Source organism: Actinokineospora terrae (assembly GCF_900111175.1).
Taxonomy (GTDB): domain Bacteria; phylum Actinomycetota; class Actinomycetes; order Mycobacteriales; family Pseudonocardiaceae; genus Actinokineospora; species Actinokineospora terrae.
The window spans coordinates 116353-141452 of sequence record NZ_FOGI01000014.1 but is presented as its reverse complement, the minus strand read 5'-3'; the positions used below and the strand labels follow the sequence as shown (position 1 = coordinate 141452).

The 25100-nt window shown below is 70.5% G+C and carries 26 protein-coding genes; 18 read left to right on the top strand and 8 right to left on the bottom strand.

From position 1 onward, the window contains the following. Positions 1–17: 17 nt before the first annotated feature. Positions 18–818, bottom strand: coding sequence for a PaaX family transcriptional regulator (locus BMY07_RS28450; protein ID WP_092785599.1), 801 nt, complete (start codon positions 816–818; stop codon positions 18–20). Between the two features lie 171 nt (positions 819–989). Here BMY07_RS28450 and BMY07_RS28445 point away from each other — a divergent pair, with 171 nt between their 5' ends. After that, complete coding sequence (locus tag BMY07_RS28445; protein ID WP_018684035.1) at positions 990–1157, top strand: DUF3117 domain-containing protein; 168 nt, start codon at positions 990–992, stop codon at positions 1155–1157. A gap of 94 nt (positions 1158–1251) precedes the next feature. Then, positions 1252–2742, top strand: coding sequence for a leucyl aminopeptidase (locus tag BMY07_RS28440; RefSeq protein ID WP_092785443.1), 1491 nt, complete (start codon positions 1252–1254; stop codon positions 2740–2742). On the opposite strand, the gene BMY07_RS28435 is transcribed toward BMY07_RS28440, so the two are convergent. Continuing rightward, positions 2664–3140, bottom strand: coding sequence for a GtrA family protein (locus BMY07_RS28435; RefSeq protein WP_177215842.1), 477 nt, complete (start codon positions 3138–3140; stop codon positions 2664–2666). The genes BMY07_RS28440 and BMY07_RS28435 overlap by 79 nt on opposite strands. A gap of 22 nt (positions 3141–3162) precedes the next feature. Next, the gene (gene glgA / locus BMY07_RS28430) at positions 3163–4338 is read right to left on the bottom strand and encodes a glycogen synthase (protein ID WP_092785439.1); all 1176 of its coding nucleotides are present in this window, start codon (positions 4336–4338) and stop codon (positions 3163–3165) included. Positions 4339–4524: 186 nt separating this feature from the next. Here glgA and glgC point away from each other — a divergent pair, with 186 nt between their 5' ends. Next, a complete protein-coding gene (gene glgC / locus BMY07_RS28425) occupies positions 4525–5742 on the top strand; it encodes a glucose-1-phosphate adenylyltransferase (RefSeq protein ID WP_092785437.1) in 1218 nt (405 codons plus the stop codon). Here glgC and BMY07_RS28420 read toward each other — a convergent pair. Further along, the gene (locus BMY07_RS28420; RefSeq protein WP_092785435.1) at positions 5739–6389 is read right to left on the bottom strand and encodes an O-methyltransferase; all 651 of its coding nucleotides are present in this window, start codon (positions 6387–6389) and stop codon (positions 5739–5741) included. The two genes, glgC and BMY07_RS28420, sit on opposite strands and share 4 nt — an antisense overlap. Positions 6390–6629: 240 nt before the next feature. On the opposite strand from BMY07_RS28420, the gene sigE reads away from it, so the two are divergent. The 4 genes from sigE (at position 6630) to tatB (ending at position 10332) form a co-directional block, all read left to right on the top strand. Continuing rightward, a complete protein-coding gene (gene sigE, locus BMY07_RS28415) occupies positions 6630–7265 on the top strand; it encodes an RNA polymerase sigma factor SigE (RefSeq protein ID WP_425426363.1) in 636 nt (211 codons plus the stop codon). Positions 7266–7284: 19 nt separating this feature from the next. Next, the gene (locus tag BMY07_RS28410; RefSeq protein ID WP_092785431.1) at positions 7285–7893 is read left to right on the top strand and encodes an anti-sigma factor family protein; all 609 of its coding nucleotides are present in this window, start codon (positions 7285–7287) and stop codon (positions 7891–7893) included. A 509-nt stretch (positions 7894–8402) separates the two neighbouring features. Beyond that, complete coding sequence (locus tag BMY07_RS28405) at positions 8403–9893, top strand: trypsin-like peptidase domain-containing protein (protein WP_092785429.1); 1491 nt, start codon at positions 8403–8405, stop codon at positions 9891–9893. Between the two features lie 46 nt (positions 9894–9939). Further along, the gene (gene tatB / locus BMY07_RS28400) at positions 9940–10332 is read left to right on the top strand and encodes a Sec-independent protein translocase protein TatB (RefSeq protein ID WP_092785427.1); all 393 of its coding nucleotides are present in this window, start codon (positions 9940–9942) and stop codon (positions 10330–10332) included. 139 nt (positions 10333–10471) lie between these two features. Here tatB and BMY07_RS28395 read toward each other — a convergent pair whose 3' ends face one another. Beyond that, positions 10472–11617, bottom strand: a complete 1146-nt coding sequence (locus tag BMY07_RS28395) for an Mrp/NBP35 family ATP-binding protein (RefSeq protein WP_092785425.1) — start codon at positions 11615–11617, stop codon at positions 10472–10474. 147 nt (positions 11618–11764) lie between these two features. Here BMY07_RS28395 and BMY07_RS28390 point away from each other — a divergent pair, with 147 nt between their 5' ends. Further along, a complete protein-coding gene (locus BMY07_RS28390) occupies positions 11765–12217 on the top strand; it encodes a MarR family winged helix-turn-helix transcriptional regulator (RefSeq protein ID WP_245782709.1) in 453 nt (150 codons plus the stop codon). Here the strand turns inward: BMY07_RS28390 and BMY07_RS28385 are convergent. From BMY07_RS28385 to BMY07_RS28375, 3 genes are read right to left on the bottom strand one after another with little or no spacing between them, the layout of a single operon-like run. Beyond that, complete coding sequence (locus BMY07_RS28385) at positions 12214–12747, bottom strand: DUF1003 domain-containing protein (protein WP_092785421.1); 534 nt, start codon at positions 12745–12747, stop codon at positions 12214–12216. The genes BMY07_RS28390 and BMY07_RS28385 overlap by 4 nt on opposite strands. Further along, positions 12740–13999, bottom strand: a complete 1260-nt coding sequence (locus BMY07_RS28380) for a magnesium transporter MgtE N-terminal domain-containing protein (RefSeq protein WP_177215840.1) — start codon at positions 13997–13999, stop codon at positions 12740–12742. The genes BMY07_RS28385 and BMY07_RS28380 overlap by 8 nt, the downstream gene beginning before the upstream one ends. Before the next feature lie 48 nt (positions 14000–14047). Then, positions 14048–14977, bottom strand: coding sequence for an ArsR/SmtB family transcription factor (locus tag BMY07_RS28375; protein ID WP_092785419.1), 930 nt, complete (start codon positions 14975–14977; stop codon positions 14048–14050). Positions 14978–15227: 250 nt separating this feature from the next. Here BMY07_RS28375 and BMY07_RS28370 point away from each other — a divergent pair, with 250 nt between their 5' ends. The 10 genes from BMY07_RS28370 to BMY07_RS28330 all read left to right on the top strand — a co-directional run bounded on the left by BMY07_RS28370 (position 15228) and on the right by BMY07_RS28330 (position 24301). Next, on the top strand, positions 15228–16292 hold the full coding sequence (locus tag BMY07_RS28370; protein WP_092785417.1) for an HpcH/HpaI aldolase/citrate lyase family protein: 1065 nt from the start codon (positions 15228–15230) through the stop codon (positions 16290–16292). Next, positions 16285–17142 carry an HpcH/HpaI aldolase/citrate lyase family protein gene (locus BMY07_RS28365; protein WP_281245100.1) on the top strand — a complete coding sequence of 286 codons (858 nt, stop codon included), beginning with the start codon at positions 16285–16287 and terminating at the stop codon, positions 17140–17142. The genes BMY07_RS28370 and BMY07_RS28365 overlap by 8 nt, the downstream gene beginning before the upstream one ends. 233 nt (positions 17143–17375) lie before the next feature. Then, a complete protein-coding gene (locus BMY07_RS33920; protein ID WP_143073685.1) occupies positions 17376–17561 on the top strand; it encodes a hypothetical protein in 186 nt (61 codons plus the stop codon). Between the two features lie 149 nt (positions 17562–17710). Beyond that, on the top strand, positions 17711–18904 hold the full coding sequence (locus BMY07_RS28360; protein WP_092785415.1) for an acyl-CoA dehydrogenase family protein: 1194 nt from the start codon (positions 17711–17713) through the stop codon (positions 18902–18904). A gap of 46 nt (positions 18905–18950) precedes the next feature. Continuing rightward, positions 18951–19478 (top strand): YflT domain-containing protein, encoded by a 528-nt coding sequence (locus BMY07_RS28355; RefSeq protein WP_092785413.1) that lies wholly within the window; start codon positions 18951–18953, stop codon positions 19476–19478. A 160-nt stretch (positions 19479–19638) separates the two neighbouring features. Then, positions 19639–20919: an ABC transporter substrate-binding protein gene (locus tag BMY07_RS28350; RefSeq protein ID WP_092785411.1), complete on the top strand. Its 1281-nt coding sequence runs from the start codon at positions 19639–19641 to the stop codon at positions 20917–20919. Then, a complete protein-coding gene (locus BMY07_RS28345) occupies positions 20916–21803 on the top strand; it encodes a carbohydrate ABC transporter permease (RefSeq protein ID WP_092785409.1) in 888 nt (295 codons plus the stop codon). The genes BMY07_RS28350 and BMY07_RS28345 overlap by 4 nt, the downstream gene beginning before the upstream one ends. Then, the gene (locus tag BMY07_RS28340; protein ID WP_281245099.1) at positions 21803–22645 is read left to right on the top strand and encodes a carbohydrate ABC transporter permease; all 843 of its coding nucleotides are present in this window, start codon (positions 21803–21805) and stop codon (positions 22643–22645) included. The genes BMY07_RS28345 and BMY07_RS28340 overlap by 1 nt, the downstream gene beginning before the upstream one ends. A 4-nt stretch (positions 22646–22649) precedes the next feature. Beyond that, positions 22650–23831 (top strand): ABC transporter ATP-binding protein, encoded by a 1182-nt coding sequence (locus tag BMY07_RS28335; RefSeq protein ID WP_092785407.1) that lies wholly within the window; start codon positions 22650–22652, stop codon positions 23829–23831. Positions 23832–23944: 113 nt separating this feature from the next. Then, the gene (locus BMY07_RS28330) at positions 23945–24301 is read left to right on the top strand and encodes a peptidase inhibitor family I36 protein (protein WP_092785405.1); all 357 of its coding nucleotides are present in this window, start codon (positions 23945–23947) and stop codon (positions 24299–24301) included. The last annotated feature ends 799 nt before the right edge of the window (positions 24302–25100 follow it).

Below are 25100 nucleotides of genomic sequence, written 5' to 3'. Positions count from 1 at the left end.
GTCGCCACCTTTCCTGGTCACGCGGTAGACCTCTGCTTACCACCCCGCCGCAGGCAGTCGTCCAGGAACTCGGTGACAGCGGGCGCCAGGCGCGCGGTGTGCGTGTCGAACAGCTCCGCCGCCGCGGCACCCGGCCAGTCCGCGGGCAGCAGCTCCACCGGCAGTCCGGGGTCGACGAACAGGAACTTGCGCCACGCGTGCAGCAGCCGCTGCGACGCCGCGAACGCCTCCGCCGGGTCCGATCCGTCCACAGCGGACATCACCGGCGCCCACGCCGCCAAGAACCCCCGATAGGCCTCACCCAACCCGGTGAGATCCCAGGCCTCGGCCGCCAGCTCCGCGTCCGACCCGTCCTGCGGGCCGTGGAACACCCGCGCGGTCAGCCCTTCCGCCGCCAGCACCTCCGGCAGCTCCGCGGACGGCCGCGGCGACACCCAGGTGGACGACCCGAGCGGCCCGTACCCGAGCAGCCGCAGCGACGACGCCAGCCGCTCCCGGGCGACCCTGGGCGGCGGCTCGGCCAGCGCGACCACGTGCCACCGGCCGTCCCATGTGGAGAGACCGGTGCGGTAGATCCGGGCGCCCGCCTCGTCGAGGCGCCGCTGGCCGCGGCCGGTCAGCGCGTAGCCGGGGCCGTCGTGCAGGCGCACCGGGGTGAGCCAGCCCTGGCGCACCATCCTGGACACCGCGGTCCTGATCGCGGGCGCGCCGAAGCCCAGCGGCTCCAGCAGCCGTACCAGCGCGGCGATGGTCGCCGAGCCGTCCCGCTGCCGCAGGTGGCCGCCGAAGACGTCGAAGAGGGCGGAGCGGGCGCGCACGACGGTCGAGTCTGGCAGGCCGCCGACCCCCGGCGCCACCCATCGTGGCCGGTCACCCGACACGCGATGATCGGTTCCGATTTCACCGCCGCGCGCCGGATGGGGGAGAATGGCCCGGACCCGGCGGGTTCGCCGCGTCGGGTGGGCAGGCTATGACGGAGGGAGCACGCTATGGCGGCCATGAAGCCCCGGACCGGGGACGGTCCCCTCGAAGTGACGAAGGAGGGCCGGGGCATCGTGATGCGCGTCCCGCTCGAGGGCGGCGGACGTCTGGTGGTCGAGATGACCCCGGAGGAGGCCAGCAACCTCGGCGACGCGCTCAAGTCCGCCGCGGGGTGATCCCCCACCGCCGGGCCTGATCACCGCTCCGGCGGGATCACCCCGGCGTTCTCCCAGCTCCAGACCGATCCGCAGCCCCCGCACGGAGGACCGCTTGCCCACGCCGGTGCCGACCCCGCCGACCGCGCTTCCCGACGTGGAGGTGGCCGCCGGAACCGCTGAGGGCCTCCCGACCGCCGTGCTCACGAAGACCACCGACGGCCCCGCGCTGATCGGTCCCGGCGGCGCCGAGCTGACCCCGGAGTGGGCCGAGGCGGTCGGCCTGACCGGCAAGGCGGGCGAGGTCCGCCGCGGTCCGGTCGACGCGACGGCGCGGTGGTCGGTCGGCATCGGGACCGGTGAGCCGAGGCAGTGGCGCGCGGCGGGCGCGGCACTGGCCAAGGCAGTGAACGCGCTGGTGGAAACCCGGCCCGAGGCTGGTCAGGGCGTGCAGGTCGTGCTCCCCGACGACGTCGACGCCGAGCAGGCCCGGTGGTTCGCCACCGGTCTGCGCCTGGGCGGGTACGGGTTCCGGGTGACCGGAGACACACCGGCGCCCACGCTGCGGTCCGCGCGCCTGGTGGTGTCCGATCGGGACCGTCGCGACGAGATCGCCGCGGAGCTCAAGCGGACCGCGGTCCTCACCGCCGCCACCGCGCTGACCCGCGACCTGGCCAACGCCCCGTCCAACGTCAAGGACCCGGCGTGGCTGGCCAAGACCGCGGCCAGGGTGGTCGGCAGGCCCAAGGGCCTCACGGCGCAGGTCCGCGACGAGAAGTGGCTGGCCGAGCACGGGTTCGGCGGGCTGCTCGCGGTGGGCGGCGGATCGTCGCGCCCGCCCCGCCTGGTGCACCTGACCTGGGCGCCGCCCGGCGCTGCCGGTCCGCACATCGCCCTGGTCGGCAAGGGCATCACCTTCGACACCGGCGGCATCTCCATCAAGCCGAACGAGGGCATGCACCTCATGCGCACCGACATGGCGGGCGGTGCCGCGGTCATCGCCGCAGTCGGCGCGATCGCCAAGTTGGGCCTACCGGTGCGGGTGTCCGGTCTGGTCCCGTGCGCCGAGAACCACGTGTCCGGCTCCTCTTACCGCCCCGGCGACGTGGTGCGTCACTACGGCGGTAAGACCACCGAGATCACCAACACCGACGCCGAAGGCAGGGTCGTCCTCGCCGACGCGATCACTTACGCCCATCAGGACCTCGACGTCGACCTGATCGTCGACGTGGCCACCCTTACCGGCGCCATGAAGGTGTCCCTGGGTACGCGCATCGCGGGCCTGTTCTCCGACGATGACGCTCTCGCCGCCCGGATCACGGCCGCCAGCGAGCGGGCCGGTGAGGCGCTGTGGCGGATGCCGCTGCTCGACCACCTGGCCGCCGAGGTGCCCAGCGGCATCGCTGATGTGCGCCAGTGCCCGCCGGGGCCGGGTGCGATCACCGCCGCGTTGTTCCTGCGCGAGTTCACCGGTGGACTGCCGTGGGCGCACTTGGACATCGCCGGTCCCGCGCGCGCCGACCGCGCCTACGACGACGTCGTGCCCGGTGCTACCGGGTTCGCCGCGCGCACCCTGGTCGAGTTCGTGGCCGCGTACGCGTCCTGAGCGAACACACGGTCCAGAAACGCGTACTTGGCCACGAACACCGGTAGCCCACTGAGCACGTAGGTCACGTTGAGCACCAGCGTGCGCGCGGCCCGGTCCGCCACCAACGGCCCGATCAGCCAGTCCGCGCCCGCGGTCAGCAACACCGACACGAGCCCGCCCAGCAGCGTGACGACCAGGTAGCCCACGACCTGCCTGGTCAGCCGCGGCATGCCGCGCTGACCCCAGGCCCACCAGCGGATCATCACGAAGTGCGGCACCGCGCCCACGACGAACGCGACGGTGCTCGCCGCCAACGCGCCCAGCACGCCCCACCCGTACAGGGCGAACAGGACCAACTGGCTTATCCCGGTCGCGACCAGGGACGCCACTGAGTAGCGGGTGAACCGCACCCGCACGCCATGTCCCACCTTCGCCAAACTAGGAGCCACCAGCTGATGGTCCTCTCAGCGCCGCGCGGTAGACCGCCACGGTCTGCTCTGCCACCGACGCCCACGAGAAGTCTCGCTCAGCCCGTGCCCGTCCGGCTGCTCCCATCGCCGCCGCTCGGTCCGGTGTGGACAGCAGTGCGTTGACCGCGTCAGCCAGCCCTGTCCGGAACGCTGCGGTGTCCTGGGCGTCGTAGTGCACCAGCAGCCCGGTCTCGCCGTGGGCCACGACCTCGGGGATACCGCCGACGTCAGAGGCCACAACCGCCGTTCCGCATGCCATGGCCTCCAGGTTCACGATCCCCAGCGGTTCATAGACAGACGGGCACACGAACACCGTCGCGTGGCTCAGCAGCTGCTGCACCTCCGACTGGCGCAACATCCGTTGGATCCAGAAAACACCAGGGCGATGTTCAGCCAGTTCGGCGACCGCCGCACGGGTCTCCTCGGCTATCTCAGGCGTGTCCGGCGCCCCCGCGCAGAGCACTACCTGCGCCGAGGGGTCGATGCGGTGCGCGGCGGCGATGAGGTGGTCCACGCCCTTCTGGCGCGTGATGCGCCCCACGAACACCACGGTCGGTCGCGCTGGGTCGATGCCGTGCTCGACGAGGGTGTCCACCTCGGACACAGGGTGGTAGGTGGCGGTATCGATGCCGTTGCGGACCACGTGCACCCGCGCGGGGTCGAGTTCCGGGTAGCAGTCGAGCACGTCCGTGCGCATGCCCTCGCTAACGGCGATGACAGCGTCAGCGTCCAGGTACGCCGTGCGCTCTACCCAGCTGGATACCCGGTATCCACCGCCGAGCTGTTCTGCCTTCCACGGCCTGCGAGGCTCTAGAGAGTGCGCAGTCACCACGTGCGGAACACCGTGCAGGAGCTTGGCCAGGTGACCGGCGTGGTTCGCGTACCAGGTGTGCGAGTGGACGAGGTCCACGCCCTCGACGGCCGCGGCGATGGACAGGTCCGCCGACAGCGTCCGCAGCGCCGGATTGGCCTGCTCCAGGCCCGCCGCCGGGTTGTGCGCGGTCGCGTCCTCGCGCGGCCCGCCGAAGCAGTGCACGTCGACTTCCACGATGTCGCGCAGCCTCGGCACGAGGTAGCCGACGTGGACGCCTGCCCCGCCGTAGACCTCCGGTGGGTACTCCCTGGTCAGCAATCCGATGCGCACGCCGTCCACCGTAGCCGCAGCCCGGGGGCCCGCACGCCACGCGGTTCACGGCCCGAGCCGGTGCGGCGCGCGAGCGGGACAGGCGTGCGGCGCACGGGTGAACACCAGTGCAATGCGCGGTCAACGGCCGCCCACACGGAGTAGCGCGTATGGCAGGACCACCACGCTGACGGTTAGATTCATCGTGTGAAGGGCAAGCCGCGCGTACTCGGGATCGTGTTGGCTGGTGGCGAGGGCAAACGCCTGTGGCCCCTCACGGCGGACCGGGCCAAACCAGCCGTTCCGTTCGCGGGGAACTACCGCCTGGTCGACTTCGTGCTGTCCAACCTGGTCAACGCCGGGTTCCACCAGTTGTGCGTGCTGACGCAGTACAAATCCCACTCCCTGGACCGGCACATCTCCACCACGTGGCGCCTGTCGAACGTGCTCGGCCAGTACGTGACGCCGGTTCCCGCGCAGCAGCGCCTGGGGCCGCGCTGGTACACCGGGTCGGCCGACGCCATCTTCCAGAGCCTGAACCTGGTCTACGACGAGCAGCCGGACCACATCGCGGTCTTCGGCGCCGACCACGTCTACCGCATGGACCCGGGCCAGATGCTGGAGCAGCACGTCGAGTCGGGCGCGGGCGTCACCGTGGCCGGTATCCGGGTGCCGCGCCTGGAGGCCAGGGCCTTCGGGTGCATCGACTCCGACGCCGACCGCCGGATCACCAGCTTCCTGGAGAAGCCGGACGACCCGCCCTCGGTCCCGGACGACCCCGACGTCACCTTCGCCTCCATGGGCAACTACCTGTTCTCGACGTCGGCGCTGGTCGAGGCCCTGCGCGCGGACGCGGCCGACCGCGACTCCATGCACGACATGGGCGGCGACATCATCCCGATGCTGGTCGACCAGGGCACCGCGCACGTCTACGACTTCGCGGACAACGTCGTGCCGGGGGAGACCGAGCGCGACAAGGGCTACTGGCGGGACGTAGGGACGCTCGACGCGTACTACGACGCCCACATGGACCTCGTGTCCGCGCACCCTGTCTTCAACCTCTACAACCGCCAGTGGCCGATCCGTACCGCGACGCCGCCGCTGCCGCCCGCGAAGTTCGTGAACTCGGGTACCGCTACCGAGTCGATCGTGGGACCTGGCTCCATCATCTCTGGCGCTACCGTGACCGACTCCGTCATCAGCGCCGATGTGGTCATCGAGGACGGTGCCGTGGTGGAGGGCAGCGTGCTCTTGCCCGGTGCGCGGGTCGGTAAGGGTGCCGTGGTCCGCAAGGCCATCCTCGACAAGAACGTCGTGGTCGGTGACGGGGTTCGGCTCGGCGTCGAGCCGGAGTCGGATCGCGAGCGGTACACGGTCAGCGCCAGCGGCGTGGTCGTGCTCGGCAAGGGCGCCCGCGCGGACTAGCTGATCTTGGCGGCGAGCAGGAGCCCGTCGCCGAGGGGGAGCAGCAGCGGGACCAGGCGCTCGTCCTCGCGAACCGCGCGGACGACCTCGCGCAGGGCCAGCGTCTCGGCGTCGCGGCGCGCGGGGTTGGCGATGTTGCCCTGGTAGAGGACGCTGTCGAAGGCCAGGACCCCGCCGGGGCGCAGCAGCCGGACGCCGTGCTCGTGGTAGGCCGGGTACTCGGTGCTCGACGCGTCGACGAACAGCAGGTCGTAGCCGTTGTCGCTGAGCCTGGGCAGCACGTCCAGCGCCCGACCCATGATCAACCTGGTCCGGCCGGGGGCGATCCCGGCCTGGCGGAACGTGCGCTTGGCGACCGCCTGCACCTCGGGCTCGACGTCGATGGAGGTGAGCACCCCGTCCGGGGCCATCCCGCGCAGCAGGTGCAGCCCGCTGACCCCGACCCCGGTGCCGATCTCCACCACGGCCTTCGCCCGCAGCGCGGCGGCCAGGAACCGCAGCGCCGCGCCGGTGGCGGCGCCGACCGGGGTGCAGCCGAGCTGGACGCCGACGGACCGCGCCGCGACGAGCGTCTCGTCCTCGGCGAGGTACCCCTCGACGTACTCGCTGAGCTCCACCGAGCGCACGGCGGGCTGTTCCGGTCCCACGGGAACGCAGATTAGCGGCGCACGTGGCCAAAACGGGTGAACCTGACCGGAAGGTCACCCGGCGACGTTTTCTCAGCCTCGTCTCAGGCCGCTCTGAGGCTCGCCACATGGGCGGCCGCCATCGTTGTCGTCAAGCAGGGGACGTGGAGAGCGGGGAACGCGGTGGGAGCGGTCGAGGGGCACGCGGTCACGGGGAACACGGCGGACGGGTCGGGCGTTGGACAGGGTGGTGGGCAGGACATGCTTCAGGAGGTGCGCATCCCTACAGTGCAGAGCCCGAGGACGCACGGCCGGACCGTGAACGCGGTCGAGGCCAAGCCCGTCGAGGTCGCGGAGATCAGCGCCGCCGAGTGGACCGTCCCCAGCTGGGACGAGGTCGTGCGCGAGCACGGCGACCGGGTGTACCGGCTGGCCTACCGGCTCTCCGGCAACGCGCACGACGCCGAGGACCTCACCCAGGAGACCTTCATCCGGGTGTTCCGCTCGCTGGCGTCCTACAAGCCGGGCACCTTCGAGGGCTGGCTGCACCGGATCACCACCAACCTGTTCCTCGACATGGTCCGGCGCCGCTCCCGGCTGCGCATGGAGGGCCTGCCCGAGGACACCGACCGCATCGAGGGCGACGAGCCGAGCCCGGAAGAGGTCTACGACGAGACCCACCTGGACCCGGACCTGCAGGCCGCGCTGGACGAGCTGCCGCCGGAGTTCCGCGCCGCGGTCGTGCTGTGCGATGTCGAGGGCCTGTCCTACGAGGAGATCGGCGCCACCCTCGGGGTGAAGCTGGGTACTGTGCGCAGCAGGATCCACCGCGGCCGCCAGGCATTGCGGGTGGCTTTGGAGCGCCGCCGGGCGCTGGCCCGGGAGGCATCGGCATGACCCGTGTGGAGGACGTCTCATGACGCTCGAACGCGCCCTGGGACTGGGCGAGCAGCACCTGCTGCCCGACGCCGTGGTCGCCTTCGTCGACGGTGAGCTCACCCGCTCGGCCCACGACCGGGTGACCTCCCACCTGGCGAGCTGCACCTGGTGCGCCGCGGAGATCACCGCCCAGCGCCAGGCCAGCGCCGCCGTGCGCGCCGCGACCACGCCGACCATGTCGGCCGGCCTGCTGGCCGCCCTGCGCGCCATCCCCCAGGAGACCGAGCTGCCCGCCACCCCCGACGGCCTCGCCGTCACCGCGGACGGCCAGCTCGTCGCCATCCAACGCCCCGACCGCGCCGCCGCGCTCTTCGGCGCCAGCGCGCCGCTGGGCTCGGGCCCCAAGCTCGGCGAGGGCGGCGTCGTCCTCGGCAAGCGCAACCGCCGCGCCGCCCAGGGCGCGGGCGTGGTCGTCTCCGGCCTGGTACTCGGCGCGCTGGCCCTGGTCAACACCGGTGGCCCCGACACCACCGCCGAACCCCACCCAGCCCCACCCCACGGCGGCGACGCCCAACCCATCGGCTTCGTCGGCCAAGGCGCCCTCCCGTCGCTGTCCCCCAGCTTCGGCATGCTCGCCGCCCGCTAGCCGCACAGACCCTTCCCCACACGTGAAGGCCACTGCCCAGACGGCGGTGGCCTTCATGCTGTCCTGAGTTCCTGAGTTCCTGAGTTCCTGAGTTCCTGAGTCGGGCAGGCGGCGGCAAGACCCTGGCCTGTCGAGGGTGCCTGCCGGATCGACGGCGACTTACCGCCGCTGTCGCGCCAGCGCATCCCCTGCTCCCCGCCCGTGAAGGCCGCTGTCACTGGCGGCGGTTGCCCTGTCCGGTCCAATCGGCCTTGGCGGAACAACAGCCGTCTCAACGCCATGACCGCGACCAAGCGGCCGTGGTCGCGGTGGATCACGCGAGCCACTACCCCGGTGGCTGCTCCGCCGGGCACGCCGACCGCTGCCCGCGCGTGGCGGGTAGACCGCCCTGGCTCACTCGGAGCTGTGGTCGACGGGTACCTCGTCCCGCGCCCTGCTGGGGTGATCGGGTCGCTCGATGAGGGGGTCCGCACGCCCACTTCACCAGTGGTTTGGCACTGTGGACGGTGATGAACCAGAACTCTGACTCGACCGGTGAGCAGCGGCTCGCGCCTCGGCCGTTGGAGCGGCCCGCGGTGGACCCGGGGGCCGCGGCGGTGTTCGGGCGGCCCAACGGGGTGAGTGGGGCGTTCTCGCCGACCGCGGCCGCGCGGTTGTCGCCGGGGGAGGTCACCGCGGTGCCGCCGACGCCGGAGGCGTTGGTCAGTGCGTTCGGCAGGCCCGCGGGCGAGACCGCGGTGTTGCAGCGGCCGCCGGGGGAGCGGGCGGACGCGGCGGAGGACGAGGCGTTGTGGGCGGCGGAGTCCGACCCGTGGCGCGACCCGGCCGCGGGCGCGGTCATCGGGCCGCCCGCCGTGGCGAAGGACGAGGACGAGGAAGACGACGCCGAGACCAAGTCCGGGCCGTTGCTCAGCCTCAGCGACGTCCTGTTCGGCAGGCGGGTCAAGCCGCTGGCGCTCGGGATCCTGGGGCTCGTCGCGCTGCTGGTCGGGGCGGCGGGCGGGTTCGTCGGCTGGCTGGTCGCCCGCGGTGGTGACGCGCTCACCAGCGACGTCACCCTCGCGCAGGCCGAGGCGGGCAAGGAGCGCCCGGCCGGGTCGGTCGCCGACATCGCGACCAGGGTGCGCCCGGCGGTGGTGTCGATCGAGGTGAAGATCGCCCAGGGCGGCGGGACCGGCTCGGGGGTCGTCATCGACGGCTCCGGCTACATCGTCACCAACTGGCACGTGGTGACCCTCGAGGGCCGCGCGGACCAGTCCGCGAAGATCTCGGCGGTGTTCACCGACGGCACCAGGACCGAGGCCCAGCTGGTCGGCACCGACCCCAAGACCGACCTCGCCGTGATCAAGGTGAAGGTCACCAACCCGACCGTGCTGCAGTTCGGCGACTCCGACAAGCTCCAGGTCGGCGACACCGTGCTGGCGGTCGGGTCCCCGCTCGGCCTCACCGACACCGTCACCGAGGGCATCGTCAGTGCGCTGCACCGCCCCGTGGTGGCAGGCGGCGACAACGGCGAGTCCCCGATCACCTACGACGCCATCCAGACCGACGCCGCGGTGAACCAGGGCAACTCCGGTGGCCCGCTGGTCGACTCGACCGGCGCGCTGGTCGGCATCAACTCCGCGATCCGCAGCAGCGCGGGCAACACCGGCAGCGTCGGCCTCGGGTTCGCCATCCCGTCCAACGACGCCAAGCGCATCGCGGAGGCCATCATCCGCGACGGCACGGTCAAGCACGCCGACCTCGGCGCCAACGTCAAGTCGGTGTCCGCGGAGACCGCCGAGGGTGCCCAGGTCGTCAACGTCACCGATGGCGGCGCTGCGGCCAAGGCGGGCCTGGCGGAGGGGGACGTCATCCGCAAGCTCGGCGACCGGCAGGTCCGCAACGCCGCGGAGTTGACGGTGGCGGTGCGCCAGCACCAGCCGGGCCAGACAGTTCCCGTGGTGTTGGCCAGGCAGGGACGTGAGCTGACCATTCAGGTAACCCTCCAGTCGGATTGACCGGCTACCCTGGGGGGGAAGAGGCGTAGTTTCGGAGGTAACGAGGGTGTTCGAAAGCATCGGCTGGGCCGAGATCCTCGTACTCGGCATCGCCGGTTTGTTCATCCTGGGTCCGGAGCGGCTGCCGTCCGCGGCGGCCTGGGTCGGGCGCAGCATGCGGAAGGTGCGCGAGTTCGCGACGGGGGCCAGGGACCAACTCAAGGGCGAGCTCGGCTCGGACTTCGACGAGCTGCGCAAACCGCTGCAGGACCTGCAGCAACTGCGCAACTTCGACCCGAAGCAGCTGGTCGCCAAACAGCTCTTCGGCGACGACACCAACGGCGTCAAGCCCAACGGTTTCGCCGCCACCCAACCGGCACTGCCCCCACCACCCGCAGCCAAACCGGACCCCCCGAGGGCCCCGGGCGAGCGTCCCCCGATCGACCCGGACGCCACCTGAGCAAACCCCACGAAGTCGGCACCGCCCAGCACCGGTGCCGACTTCTTTTATGTCCGAATCGCCCCAGGTAAGGGGTCTAACGTCTACCGCCGTTGGCTAGGCCTACGGCGCCGAGGCGCGGTAGGCCTAGCAGGGCCGGTTAGCGCCCAGCGGGGGATACCGACAACATCCGGCCTGCCAGTCCGCGGGCGCGCACCGACAGCTTGGTCGCGATGTCGATCAGCACCTTCGCCGCGGGCGCGGAGGGCGACGAGAGCACCAACGGCGACCCGGCGTCCCCGCCTTCGCGGAGCCGGGGGTCCAGCGGCACCTGCCCGAGTAGCGGCACCGTCGACCCGACCGCCCGCGACAGCGAGTCCGCGACCGTCTGCCCGCCGCCGGTGCCGAACAGGTCCGCCCGGGAGCCGTCCGGCAGTTCGAACCACGACATGTTCTCGATGACCCCGGCCACCCGCTGGCGCGTTTGCAGCGCGATGGCGCCCGCGCGCTCGGCCACCTCGGCCGCCGCCTGCTGCGGGGTGGTGACGACCAGGATCTCCGCGTTCGGGATCAGCTGGGCGACCGAGATCGCGATGTCGCCGGTGCCGGGCGGCAGGTCCAGCAGCAGCACGTCCAGGTCGCCCCAGAAGACGTCGGCCAGGAACTGCTGGAGCGCGCGGTGCAGCATCGGTCCGCGCCAGACCACCGGGGTGTTGCCGGGGGTGAACATGCCGATGGAGATGACCTTCACCCCGTTGGCCTGGGGCGGCAGGATCATCTTCTCGACCTTGGTCGGCTTCTCCGTGGTGCCCACCATGCGGGGGATGGAGTGGCCGTAGATGTCGGCGTCGACGATGCCGACCTTCACCCCGCGCGCGGCCATGGCGACCGCGAGGTTGACCGTCACGCTGGACTTGCCGACGCCGCCCTTGCCGGAGGCCACGCAGTACACCCTGGTCAGCGAGCCGGGCTCGGCGAACGGGATGCGCGGTTCCTCCGCGTCGCCGCGCAGCGACTTGCGCAGGGTGGTGCGCTGCTCGTCGTTCATCACGTCGAGCTCGACGGCTACCGCGCGCACCCCCGGCAGCGCCGACACCGCGGCGGTGACGTCCTTGGTGATCTTGTCCCGCAGCGGGCAGCCCGCGACGGTGAGGTAGACGCCCACGTCGACCCGGCCGTCCGGGTGCACGGTGATGTCCTTGACCATGCCGAGGTCGGTGATCGGGCGGTGGATCTCCGGGTCCTGCACGCCTGCCAACGCCGTGCGGACGGCCTCGACGGAGGGAACCTGCTCGGTGGTGGTCACCTCCCCATGCTACGGGCGGGTAGCGGAGCGCCGTGCGCGCGGATGGTCAGGACCACAGTGCGGACACTGCGTGATTACCGGCCGGCGCGCGCCACCACCGTGGTGTTCCGTACCATTACGAGCCTGTTTGTGCCGCTAGGAGGAATCTTGACCGTGCCGGAGAGAACCGCCCGGCCCACCCGAGAGGAACTGCACGCGTGGCGCACCTTTCTGCGGGCGCACGCGCACATCACCCGCGTGCTCGAGGCCGAACTCGTCGCCGAGCAGCGGCTTTCCCTCGGTGGCTACGACGTCCTCGTCCAACTAGCGGAAGCCCCTGATCGCAAATTGCGAATGGCAGAACTCGCCGACGCGGTGCTGCTGTCCCGCTCGGGGGTGACGCGCCTGGTCGACCGGCTCGAACGCGCCGGAATGGTCGCCAGGCAACGCGTCGCCGGTGATGGCCGCGGCGTCGTCGCGGCGCTCACCGAGCAGGGCCTCGACGTTTTGCGCACGGCCTCCAGAACGCACCTCGCAGGTGTCTCCGAGCACTTTGTCGCGCGCCTGGACGGTGATCAGTTGCGAAAGCTCGGCGACCTGTGCGGGCAGTTGATCGACTAGCGGCTGACCTCGTCCCAGCGCGGGTCGTCGTGCAGCGTTTTCGCGTCCGGGCGGGATTTGTTGCGCTTGCCCCTGAGATCACCGCGCAGCTTTTCCAGTTCGCCGCGCAGGTAGTCGCGGGTGGCGACCTCGCCGACGGCCAGCCGCACCGCCGCCAACTCCCTGGCCAGGAACTCGGTGTCGGCCTTGGTCTGCGCCGAGCGCGCCCGGTCCTCCTCCAGCGACACCCGGTCCCGGTCGTCCTGCCGGTTCTGCGCGAGCAGGATCAGCGGCGCCGCGTAGGCGGCCTGGGTGGAGAAGGCCAGGTTGAGCAGGATGAACGGGTACGGGTCCCACCGCAGGCTGACCGCGACCAGGTTCACCGTGATCCAGGCCAGCACCAGCACCGTCTGCCAGAACAGGAACTTCCCGGTGCCCAGGAACCGGGCCAGCCGCTCGGAGAACCGGCCGAACGCGTCGGGGTCGATGGCGAAGCGCAGCCCGCGCTGCCGGGGCTGGTCCAGGCGCCGCCTGGTCGTCGGCTCAGGCACGGTCGGCCCCCTCGCGCTCGCGCCAGTTCTCCGGCAGCAGGTGGTCGAGCACGTCGTCGACGGTCACCGCGCCGAGCAGGTGCTCCTCGTCGTCGACGACCGGCGCGCAGACCAGGTTGTAGGTGGCGAAGTAGCGGGTCACCTCGATCAGCGAGTCGGTCGGCCGCAGCAGCGCCAGTTCCCGGTCGACCGCGCCCGCGACCAGGTCGAACGGGGGTTCGCGCAGCAGCCGCTGGATGTGCACGCAGCCCAGGTAGCGGCCGGTCGGGGTGGCCGTCGGCGGCCTGCACACGAACACCATGCTGGCCAGCGCGGGCGGCAGGTCGGGATTGCGCACCCTGGCCAGCGCCTCGGAGATCGGGGCGTCCGGGGTGAGCACGATCGGCTCCGGGGTCATCAGGCCGCCCGCGGTGTCGAAGGAGTACTCCAGCAGCCGCCGGACCGGCGCGGACTCCTCGGGCTCCATCAGCTCCAGCAGCCGGTTCTTGTCCAGCTCGGAGAGCTCGGCGAGCAGGTCGGCCGCGTCGTCGGGGTCCATCGCCTCCAGCACGTCGGCGGCGCGCTCGTCGTCGAGGTGGGCCAGCAGCACCTTCTGGTCCTCCTCGGGCAGCTCCTCGATGACGTCGGCGAGCCGTTCGTCGTCGAGCGCGTCGGCCACCTCGTAGCGGCGCTTGAGCGGCAGGTCCTGCAGTGCGCTGGCGACGTCGGCGGCGCGCATGGTGTCGAACACGGCCAGCAGCTGGTCGGCGGCCTGCGGCGCGCCCTCCAGCTCGGTGATCCCGGGTGAGCGGATGTCCGACCAGGCCAGCACCGTGATCGGCCCGCGCCTGCCCAGCCGCCCGGTGCGCTCCCGGATGGCGACCCTGGCCAGCACCCAGTCCCTGGTCCTGGTCTGCTCCATCGCGGTGTCGACGACCTCGGCCCGCGCGCCGCTGTCGACCACGGCCACCCTGGCGTCGAGCAGCTGGCCGACCACCAGCACCTCGTTGGGCCGCTGGTGGAAGTGGCGCAGGTTCACCGACCCGGTCGCCAGCGTCACCGCGTTGGCGTCGATCGAGGCCACCCGCAGCATCGGCACGAAGATCCGCCGCCGGGTGGCCACCTCGATCACCACCCCGAGCACCCTCGGCGCCGACCCGTCCGGCCGCAGCCCGGCGACCAGGTCCCGGATCCGCCCGATCGACTCACCGTCCGGCCCGAACACCGGCAGGCCGAGCAGCTGCGCCACGAAGATCTTGCCCATGCCCGCCACGCGGTCAGGCTAGCCCGACTCGGCCCCGCGCACCGGTCGGCGCCGCCCTCAGCCGATGACCTGGTCGTTGCGCTGGTACCGCACCTCGCGCTTGGCCCGCGCCTTGCTGATCAGGCCGGAGCTGTGCAGCACGGACAGGTGGTAGGAGACCGTCGCGGGCGCCAGGCCGTGCCGCTTGGCCAGGTCCGTGGTGGTGCGCGGGGTCTCGAGGTCGCGCAGCAGGGCCGCGCGGGTCTGCCCCAGGAGTCTGGCCATCGCCGCGGGGTCGGTGCCGGGCACGCCGAGCCCCTGGGGCGGGTAGTAGAGGACGGAGTTCTCCGAGTCGCCCAGCTGGATGTAGAACCTCGGCCACGTCAGCGCCACCGGCGTCACGGTCAGGTCGCCCGGTCGCCCGTCCTGGTGCCACGGGGTGACGATCCGCAGAGTGCTGCCGTCCCAGGTGATGTCGCCGTGCAGGGAGGTCAGGAGCGCGCCGATGCCGCCCGTCGCCATGACGCGGGCCCTGGCGGTGATGTCGGCGTCGAGGCGTTCCTTCAGGCCGGGCCAGCTGTCGGCCATGGCGACGGTCCAGAACCTGCTCATCCCGTTCGCGAACCGCGAGGCGAGCGTGCCCGCCTCGGCCGCCGCGATGACTTCCTTCGACGGAGCGGTCAGCAGCGCTACCTGGCTCGCGGCGTCTTCCGCTGTAGTCGCGGCCATTGCCTCTAGTTGAGCAGGCCAAACCTGGTCGGGTGGAACAAGAGGCGGGATCGGGGTTAAGAGGTCCGGTTTGTACTCGGCGTTGCTTGGCAGCGTGCTCGCGACCAATCGCACGTCCGGGTCGCGCATCGCGAACCGGGCGGCGGCACCGGGCTTGCCGAAGACGGGGTGGTGGAGCTGGTTGACCTTGAGGAAGAGCCAGGCCATGGCCTCGGCCGCGGGTGAGGTCGCGAGGCGGACCTTGTTCAGCACGGTCGCGTCGAGGTGGGCGGTGATCACGGGAACCTGTCCGTGCGGGGCCGTGCGGTGATCATCGCACCAGGCTAGTGCCGCATTCGAGCTGCTTCGAAACGTTTCCGACTACCGGCCGGTTCGCGATGGGCTGTGGTCCTGGGGGTGCGGCGGCCGGGACCCTGGGGGTGTCCCGGCCGCCACGCACGTGTCGGTGGCCACAATGGCGGCGCCGAGGGGGCCGTGGTCGACTACAACTCACCTTGTTACTGGTCGGTTAACCTCGATCGGAGGTCCCATGCGCTCCCCGAAGGACTTCTTCCGCCCGCTCGCGGTCGGCGCGCCGGAACCGGTGCGGGAGATCCCGTTCCGGCCGTCGCGCATGATCCACTTCTTCGACCCGTCCAACGAGAAGATGGCCGCGAAGGTCCCCGACCTGCTCGCCAAGGCCGATGTGGTGCTGGGCAACCTCGAGGACGCCGTCCGCGCCGACCGCAAGGTCGCCGCGCGCGAGGGCCTGGTCCGGGTGGGCCGGGCGACCGACTTCGGCGACACGCAGCTGTGGACCAGGGTCAACAGCCTCGACTCGCCGTGGGTGCTCGACGACCTGATCACCCTGGTCACCGAGATCGGCGACAAGCTCGACGTGATCATGGTGCCGAAGGTGGAGAGCGCCGCCGACATCCACTACGTCGACCGGCTGCTGGCCCAGCTGGAGGCCCGCGCCGGGCTGACGCGGCCGATCCTGGTGCACGCGTTGCTGGAGACGGCGGCAGGTGTGGCCAACGTCGAGGACATCGCTACCGCGAGCCCCCGCATGCAAGGCATCTCTCTTGGTCCGGCCGATCTGGCCGCGAGCCGTCGGATGAAGACGACTCGCGTCGGCGGCGGTCATCCCGGCTATCTGGTGCGCACGGATCCTCTTGGCGACGACCTGACAACTGGTCGTACGACCTATCAGCAGGACCTCTGGCACTACACCGTCGCGCGCATGGTCGACGCCTGCGCCGCAGCCGGGATCCTGCCGTACTACGGACCTTTCGGCGACATCGCTGATGTAGTCGCGTGCGAGGACCAGTTCCGCAACGCGTTCCTGCTCGGTTGCGTCGGCGCGTGGAGCCTGCACCCGCGCCAGATCGAGATCGCCCGCCGCGTCTTCTCCCCGGACCCGGCGGAGGTCGCGTGGGCGCGCCGCGTCATCGAGGCCATGGGGGACGGCACCGGCGCGGTCATGCTCGACGGCAAGATGCAGGACGACGCCACCGTCAAGCAGTGCCGCGTGATGGTCGAGCTGGCCGACGCCCTCGCCGCCCGCGACCCCGAACTCGCCCGCGCCTACTCGGAGGACGCCAACCGTGGCTGACCTGGACCGCCCCCGCCGCTCCGTGCTCTACATGCCCGGCGCCAACGAACGCGCCCTGGAGAAGGCCAAGACCCTCGACGCCGACGCCCTGATCCTCGACCTGGAGGACTCGGTCACCCCGGACGCCAAGGTCGAGGGCCGCGACCGCGTCCGCGCCGCCGTCGCCTCCCGCGGGTACGGCCGCCGCGAGGTGACCATCCGCGTCAACGGCCTCGACACCCCGTGGTTCACCGACGACGTCCAGGCCGCCGCCTCGGTGTCGCCCGACGCCATCGTCGTCCCCAAGGTCAACTCGGCCGCCGACGTCCGCCGCGTCGAGGACGCGGTCCCGGCGGACATCCCGATCTGGGCGATGATCGAGACCCCGATCGCGATGCTGCACGCCTACGAGATCGCGTCGGCATCTCCCCGGCTCACGGTCCTGGTCCTGGGCACCAACGACCTGGCCAAGGAACTCCACGCCGAACACGTCCCCGGCCGAGGCCCGCTGCTCACCAGCCTCTCCCTGGCCCTGCTCGGTGCTAGAGCCGCAGGAAAAACCATCCTCGACGGCGTCTACAACGACGTGAAGGACCTGGCCGGCTTCGCCGAGGAATGCACCCAATCCCGCCAACTCGGCTTCGACGGCAAGACCCTGATCCACCCCAGCCAGCTGGAACCGTGCAACGAGGTCTTCGCCCCCTCCGAGGCCGAGATCGCCCACGCCCAGAAGGTCATCGCCGCCTTCGAGGAAGCCCAATCCGCGGGCAAGGGCGTGGCCACTGTCGACGGCAAGATGATCGAGAACCTCCACGTCTCCAACGCCCACCGCGTCCTGGCAGTCGCCACCGACATCGCCAGCCGCGGCTGACTCGGCGCGCTTCGACCGGAGAGCAACGAGGCGGCTACGAGCGGTAGCCACAGGCGGCGGTTAAGTCACCCTGGGTTGACTGGGGACGGTTGGTGTGATCGCCGTGTGATGTTCGCGCTGTGATTACGGTGCAGGTCAAGTACGTGACAACGGGTGAGAGGTTGCCGTGACATAACGCACAGATCACGGGGGAGACTTGCTCGTGACCATGGCTGTGGGGTGCCCTGGACGGCATGGGTAGACACAGCCTTCCTTCCGAGTCGCGTGGCGTGCTGAGCTTCTTCAGTGGTCGACACAGGCAGCGGGATGACCTGTTCGACCGCAGCTTCCGCTCGTGCACCGACTGCGGTGCGGATGTCTACGTGCTCGCCGAGGACTGCAAGGACTGCGGGACCGCGCTGGAGCTCCGGGCCGGCTGAGGGATAACCCAATACCGAGACCGCCAAACGGCCCGGGCTGGATCAAGCCCGGGCCGACGCATGTGGTCCGGAGCACTTCGAGGGCGCGAACGGGCGTTGGCCGCGACATACTGGCCGGTAACAATCCCCGGGACAAGCAGGGAGCTCGCATGGCCCGCCTCGCGCAGACCGCCGGACTGACCGACATCCAGCGGGAGATCCTGGCCACCGTCAAGGACTTCGTGGACAAGGAGATCATCCCGCACGCGCAGGCCCTCGAGCACGCCGACGCGTACCCGACCGACATCGTCGCGGGCATGCGGGAGATGGGCCTGTTCGGCCTGACCATCCCCGAGGAGTACGGCGGCCTCGGCGAGTCGCTGCTGACCTACGCGCTGGTGGTCGAGCAGATCGCGCGCGGCTGGATGAGCGTGTCCGGGGTGATCAACACGCACTTCATCGTGGCGCACATGGTCAGGCAGCACGGCACCGACGAGCAGAAGCGGCACTACCTGCCCAGGATGGCCACCGGCGAGGTCCGCGGCGCGTTCTCCATGTCCGAGCCCGACCTCGGCTCCGACGTCGCCGCGATCAAGACCAGGGCCAGGCGCGACGGCGACACCTACACCGTCGACGGCGCCAAGATGTGGCTGACCAACGGCGGCAGCTCCAACCTCATCGCGCTGCTCGCCCGCACCGACGAGGGCGCCGAGAAGCCGCACCAGAACCTCACCGCGTTCCTGGTCGACAAGCCGGAGGGCTTCGGTGAGGTCGCGCCCGGCCTCACCATCCCCGGCAAGATCGAGAAGATGGGCTACAAGGGCGTCGACACCACCGAGGCCGTGTTCGACGGCTACCGGATCGGCGCCGACAAGGTCCTCGGCGGCGCCCCCGGCAAGGGCTTCGCGCACATGATGGACGGCGTCGAGGTCGGTCGCGTCAACGTCGCCGCCCGCGCGTGCGGCATCGCGATCCGCGCCTTCGAGCTCGCCGTGGACTACGCGCAGCAGCGGCGCACCTTCGGCAAGCCCATCGCCGAGCACCAGGCCATCGCGTTCAAGCTCGCCGAGATGGCCACCAAGGTCGAGGCCGCGCACCTGCTGATGGTCAACGCCGCCCGGCTCAAGGACTCCGGGCAGCGCAACGACGTCGAGGCGGGCATGGCCAAGCTGCTGGCCAGCGAGTACTGCGCCGAGGTGACCCAGGAGTCGTTCCGCATCCACGGCGGCTACGGCTACTCCAAGGAGTACGAGATCGAGCGGCTGATGCGCGAGGCGCCGTTCCTGCTCATCGGCGAGGGCACCAGCGAGATCCAGAAGACCATCATCTCGCGGGGGCTGCTCAGGGAGTACAAGTCCCGGTGACGGTGTCGGGTTCGCACGGTTGGGCCCAGGTTGGCAGGATGGGGACATGACCGGTGCGTTCTCCGGCCCTGGACGAACGAACCAGGGTCTTCCCAAGGTCCCGACGCCGCCGACCGGGTGGCCGATCGGCTCCTACGACACCTACCTGGAGGCCCACCGCGCGGTGGAGCACCTGGCCGCCAGCGAGTTCCCCGTCGAGGAGGTGACCATCGTCGGGGTCGACCTCATGCTGGTCGAGCGGGTCATCGGCCGGTTGAGCTGGCCGAAGGTGCTCGGCACCGGCGCGCTGTCGGGCGCCTGGTTCGGCCTGTTCGTCGGGCTGCTGCTCGGGTTGTTCAACCAGCAGGAGGCCTCCTTCGGCCCGATCCTGGTCGGGCTCGGCATCGGTGTCGTCTTCGGCGTCGTGTTCGCCGCCGCCGGGTACGCGAGCACCAGGGGCCGGGGCCGCGAGATCGCCTCGGCCACCCAGTTGGTCGCCGGTCGCTACGACGTCCTCGCCCAGCCGCGCAACGCCGAACGGGGCCGTGACCTGCTGGCGAAGCTCACGCTTAGGCCGAACGGCGGCGTCGGCTAGACCCTTCGCCGCGTCGAATTGCGGGCCCCCACCAGCCGACTTAGTTTCAGGTGACCCGGTCGCGGGTACCGAGCTACCCGCGTGACGGCGCACGTCGAGGTGCTTGGGAGTCGTTCGGGTCAGCCTTCCCTCGGCGTAGCCGTCGGAAGGAGGTCGGACGATGGGGCGTGCTCATCGAGGGTCCGGCCGCCGAGGACGACGCCTGCGAGCGGCGCTGTGCGCCGCGCTCATCGCTAGCCCGTTGCTGGCGGCCTGTGGTTCGGAAACCGGCGGGATCACCGTCAACGTCTACTACTCCACTGAGGAGAACTTCGACCAGGTCATCGCCAAGTGCGACGCGGCGGCAGGCGGTCGGTACAAGATCGCGCTGAACGTGCTGCCGCGCGGCGCCGACGACCAGCGCGAGCAGATGGTGCGCCGGTTGGCCGCTGGCGACACCGACATGGACGTGCTCGGCCTCGACGTCACCTGGGTCTCCGAGTTCGCCGAGGCGGGCTGGATCGCCGAGTGGACCGGCCAGGACAAGGCCGACGTCGAGGACGGCACCCTCGAAGGTCCACTGGCCACCGCCGAGTGGGAGGACAAGCTCTACGCCGCGCCGAAGAACACCAACGTCCAACTCCTCTGGTACCGCAGCGACCTCGTGCCCACCCCGCCCACGTCGTGGGGCGAGATGATCCAGCAGGCGCAGCAGCTCAAGTCGCAGGGCAAGCCGGGCAACATCCTGATGACCGGCGCCCAGTACGAGGGCCTGGTCGTCCAGTTCTCCCAGCTGACCGCCGGTGCGGGCGGCAAGATCCTCTCCGACGACGGGACCAAGGCGGTCGTCGACGACGGCGCGGTCAAGGCGCTGGCGGCGCTGCGGGACCTGGCGCGGTCGTCCTCGGCGAGCCCGTCGCTGTCCAACGCCAAGGAGGACAACATCCGCCAGGAGTTCGAGGCGGGCAAGACCGCCGCGTTCGAGCTGAACTGGCCGTTCGTCTACGCCTCGATGGGCAAGTCCAACCCGGACCTGGCCAAGGTGTTCAAGTGGGCGCCGTACCCGGCCATCGACGCGAGCAAGACCGGGACCGCGACCCTCGGCGGGTTCAACCTCGCCGTCAGCTCGTACTCCCAGCACAAGCCGGAGGCGTTCGAGGCTGCGAAGTGCTTGCGCAGCGCGGAGAACCAGAAGTTCTCGGCGATCAACTCCGGGGTGCCGCCGACCATCGAGTCGGTCTACGCCGACCCGGAGATGGCCGAGCCGTACCCGATGCGCGACACCATCCTCGACGAGCTCAAGAACCCGGCGGTCCGCCCGATCACCCCGGCGTACCAGAACGTGTCCACGCTGATCTCCACGATCCTGTCGCCGCCGTCGGACATCGACCCGGTCAAGACCGCCGAGCGGTTGCGCACCGAACTGCAGGACGCGCTCGACTCGAAGGGGGTCCTGCCGTGAAAGCGGTCAGCGAGGGCAAGAAGGCCGAGCGCAGGCTCGGGTTGTGGCTGTGCGCGCCCGCCGCGCTGGTGATGATCGCGGTCACGGCGTACCCGATCATCTACTCGGTCTGGTTGTCGTTGCAGCGCTACGACCTGCGGTTCCCCGCCGAGCGCGAGTTCGTCGGCCTGGCGAACTACGTCACGGTGCTCAGCAACTCCTACTGGTGGACCGCGTTCGGGGTCACCACGTTCATCACGGTCGTGTCTGTCGTCATCGAACTGGTGCTGGGCATGGCGTTGGCGCTGGTCATGCACCGGACCCTGGTCGCCAGGGGTCTCATCAGGACGGTCGCGCTCATCCCGTACGGCATCGTGACCGTCGTCGCGGCGTTCTCCTGGCGCTACGCCTGGGAGGACACCACCGGCTACCTGGCCCAGCTCTTCGGCGACTCCGCGCCGCTGACCCAGCGGGCCTCGGCGCTAGCGATCATCATCCTGGCCGAGGTGTGGAAGACCGTGCCGTTCATGGCCCTGCTGCTGATGGCGGGCCTTGCGCTGGTACCGGAAGACCTGCTCAAGGCGGCCTCGATGGACGGTGCGACGCCGTGGCAGCGGTTCACCAAGGTGATGCTGCCGGTGATGAAGCCCGCGATCCTGGTCGCGCTGCTGTTCCGCACGCTCGACGCGTTCCGCATCTTCGACAACATCTTCGTGCTCACCAGCGGCGCCCAGCAGACCGGCTCGGTGTCCATGCAGACCTACAACAACCTGATCCGCGGCCTCAACCTCGGCGTCGGGTCGACCATGTCGGTGCTCATCTTCCTCGCGGTCGCCGTCATCGCGTTCCTCTTCGTGAAGGTCTTCGGCGCGGCCGCGCCCGGCAACGACGGGGGGAAGCGCTGATGGCCGTCATGGGAGGCACCGAGCGGGCGGCGAAGTTCCGGTGGGCGCTGATCGACGTCGTCGTGCTGGTCTACGCGCTGGTCCCGGTGCTGTGGATCGTCTCGCTGTCGTTCAAGACCAAGGAAACGCTGACCGACAAGAACTTCATCCCGCGCGAGTGGACGCTGCAGAACTACGTGGAGATCTTCTCCACCAACCAGTTCCTGCGCGCGCTGCTCAACTCCGTCGGCATCGCGCTGATCGCGACCGTCATCGCGGTCGTGCTGGGCACCATGGCGGCCTACGCGATCGCGCGGCTGGACTTCCCCGGCAAGCGGTTGCTGGTGGGCGTCTCGCTGCTGATCGCGATGTTCCCGCAGGTCTCGCTGGTCACACCGCTGTTCGAGATGGAGCGCTCGCTCGGGCTGTTCGACACCTGGCCGGGCCTGATCCTGCCCTACATCACCTTCGCGCTGCCGCTGGCGATCTACACCCTGTCGGCGTTCTTCCGCGAGATCCCGTGGGAGCTGGAGAAGGCGGCGAAGATGGACGGCGCCACCCCGGCCCAGGCGTTCCGCCGGGTCATCGCGCCGCTGGCCGCCCCCGGCGTGTTCACCACGGCCATCCTGGTGTTCATCTTCTGCTGGAACGACTTCCTGTTCGCCATCTCGCTGACCTCGACGACCTCGTCGCGGACGGTCCCGGCGGCGCTGTCGTTCTTCCAGGGGTCCTCGCAGTTCGAGGACCCGACCGGCACCGTGTCCGCCGCCGCGGTGGTCATCACGGTGCCGATCATCCTGTTCGTGTTGTTCTTCCAGCGCCGCATCGTCGCGGGGCTGACCTCGGGCGCGGTGAAGGGCTAGGGGCATGGCTGAGATCGTTCTGGACAAGGTCAGCAAGCGGTACCCGGACGGCGCGCTCGCCGTGTCCGATGTGGACATCACGATCGCCGACGGCGAGTTCATCATCCTGGTCGGCCCGTCCGGCTGCGGGAAGTCGACCACGCTCAACATGATCGCCGGGCTCGAGGACATCACCGGCGGCGAACTGCGCATCGACGGGCAGCGGGTCAACGAGCGGGCGCCCAAGGACCGCGACATCGCCATGGTGTTCCAGTCCTACGCGCTCTACCCGCACATGAGCGTCCGGGAGAACATGGCGTTCCCGCTGCGGCTCGCGCACGTGGACAAGGAGACGGTCAACCGCAAGGTGGAGGAGGCCGCGCGCATCCTCGACCTCGGCCAGCACCTCGACCGCAAGCCGGGCAACCTCTCCGGCGGCCAGCGGCAGCGGGTGGCGATGGGGCGCGCGATCGTGCGCGACCCCAAGGCGTTCCTGATGGACGAGCCGCTGTCCAACTTGGACGCCAAGCTGCGCGTGCAGATGCGCACCTCGGTGGCCAAGCTGCAACGGCGGCTCGGCACGACCACGGTGTACGTCACCCACGACCAGACCGAGGCGATGACCCTCGGCGACCGGGTCGTGGTGATGCGCGGCGGAGTGGTGCAGCAGATCGGGTCGCCGCAGTCGCTCTACGAGCAGCCGGTGAACCTGTTCGTCGCCGGGTTCATCGGGTCGCCGTCGATGAACTTCCTGCCCGCCACGCTGGCCGACGGCCAGTTGCGCACCCCGCTGGGGCCCGTGCCGCTGACCGACCGGATCCGGCGGCTGGTGGAGTCGTCGTCGGCGCCGCGCGAGGTGATCGTCGGGCTGCGGCCGGAGCACTTCGAGGACGCCTCGCTGCTCGACGAGGCCGAGCGCTCGGCAGGCGGGACGTTCACCGCCGCCGTCGAGGTCATGGAGTCGATGGGGTCGGACAAGTTCGCCTACTTCCTGGTGGAGGGCGAGACCGCGACATCCGCCGAACTCGACGAACTGGCCGCCGAGTCGGGCTCCGCCGAGATGACCGACAACGGCGCCCAGATCGTCACCCGCCTCTCCGCCGCCTCCCCCATCAAGGAGGGCGACGAGGCCGAGGTCTGGTTCGACCCGGACAAGCTCCACCTCTTCGACCCCAAGGACGGCCGCACCCTCACCCACACCGGCTGACCTCGGTCGAGTGGGGCTGTGGACAACTTTCCACACCGGTCTTGACACTCTGCCATCTTGGTCCCCGTCGGACCGCCCACCAGGGGCGGTCCACGGGGATCGAGGTGGTAGAGATGATCTTTTCCAGGGTCTGCGCGGCACTCCTGACCGTGCTCGCACTGCTGGGCCTGGTGACCCCAGCCGTGGCGTCGCCCGCCGTACCGTGCGAACGAGGCGAACTCTGCCTGTGGTCAGGCCTGTCCTTCCACGGCGAATCCGGCACCTTCGGCATCGGCTCGGTCGTGGTGGGCGAGTGCCTGGTCCTAGGCCGCGAATCCCGCTCCCTGGCCAACCTCCTGCGCCACGACGTGACCGTCTACGAATCCTCCGAGTGCGCGACGGAGTCCGACTTCACCACCTACCCAGGCCTGGGCACCTACGTCCCAGCCACCCCCTTCGTCGTCCGCGCCATCCAGATCTGGCCAACCTGACCGTCTGACCCCGGCCCCCTGTCCACGCCACCTTGGCTCCCGTGGCGTGGACAGGGCGGGGCAGCCTGTCCAGGACCAGACCGGCCCGGACAAGCACGCCACCGCCACAACCTCGCCGCCACTACGACCCCGCCGCCGCTACGACCGCATTGCCGCTACGGCCGAACCGCTCCTGCGGCCCGCTGGTCTCCTGGAACGCCGCCGAGGACCCGAGTTGAGGCTTGCCAACGCCAGATATCGACCGAGTCCGTCGACACGAGCCACCCCGAGTCCCGGGCGGCGTACCTGCCCCGAGTCCCGGACGGCCGTGGTTGCCTCGTCCCGGTGCCCGGTGCCCGGTGCCCGGTGCCCGGTGCCCGGTGCCCGGTGCCCGGTGCCCGGTGCCCGGTGCATGGCGCATGGTGCCCGGTGCATGGCGCATGGCGCATGGCGTGTTTCCGGTGTCCGCCACTGCGATGGATCCCGGTTTGTCGAGGCGGCCTTGGTGGCAGTGGCGTTCGCGCGGTTGGCTGGGGCGAGAGCCTCGGACTGCGGTGGGCGCATCGCGTCGTGTCCGCGGTCCAAGTGGGGGTGATGTGGCACGGGTCGTTGTGTAGAAGGGAGGTGCTGTGTGCGCGACCGGCGGGCGTGGTGATCAGCCTGCGCGCCGGGGTTGTTCAAGGTCATGGTGGACCGCGCAGGACGCGGCGGTTGGGTGGTGGGTTCGGGTCCTTGGTGTCTTGGGTGGGCAGCGGCGATTGCCCGTTCGGGCAGTGATCTCGATAGGGCTTGTGCCGTCGTTATGTTCTGGGGGTGGGGG

Excerpts from the sequence above, each read along its gene's own strand:
- BMY07_RS28445 (WP_018684035.1), top strand. The coding sequence starts at position 990 with ATGGCGGCCATGAAGCCCCGGACCGGGGACGGTCCCCTCGAAGTGACG.
- sigE (WP_425426363.1), top strand. The coding sequence starts at position 6,630 with ATGCTTCAGGAGGTGCGCATCCCTACAGTGCAGAGCCCGAGGACGCAC.
- BMY07_RS28410 (WP_092785431.1), top strand. The coding sequence starts at position 7,285 with ATGACGCTCGAACGCGCCCTGGGACTGGGCGAGCAGCACCTGCTGCCC.
- BMY07_RS28405 (WP_092785429.1), top strand. The coding sequence starts at position 8,403 with ATGAACCAGAACTCTGACTCGACCGGTGAGCAGCGGCTCGCGCCTCGG.
- BMY07_RS28370 (WP_092785417.1), top strand. The coding sequence starts at position 15,228 with ATGCGCTCCCCGAAGGACTTCTTCCGCCCGCTCGCGGTCGGCGCGCCG.
- BMY07_RS33920 (WP_143073685.1), top strand. The coding sequence starts at position 17,376 with ATGGGTAGACACAGCCTTCCTTCCGAGTCGCGTGGCGTGCTGAGCTTC.
- BMY07_RS28360 (WP_092785415.1), top strand. The coding sequence starts at position 17,711 with ATGGCCCGCCTCGCGCAGACCGCCGGACTGACCGACATCCAGCGGGAG.
- BMY07_RS28355 (WP_092785413.1), top strand. The coding sequence starts at position 18,951 with ATGACCGGTGCGTTCTCCGGCCCTGGACGAACGAACCAGGGTCTTCCC.
- BMY07_RS28350 (WP_092785411.1), top strand. The coding sequence starts at position 19,639 with ATGGGGCGTGCTCATCGAGGGTCCGGCCGCCGAGGACGACGCCTGCGA.
- BMY07_RS28340 (WP_281245099.1), top strand. The coding sequence starts at position 21,803 with ATGGCCGTCATGGGAGGCACCGAGCGGGCGGCGAAGTTCCGGTGGGCG.
- BMY07_RS28335 (WP_092785407.1), top strand. The coding sequence starts at position 22,650 with ATGGCTGAGATCGTTCTGGACAAGGTCAGCAAGCGGTACCCGGACGGC.
- BMY07_RS28330 (WP_092785405.1), top strand. The coding sequence starts at position 23,945 with ATGATCTTTTCCAGGGTCTGCGCGGCACTCCTGACCGTGCTCGCACTG.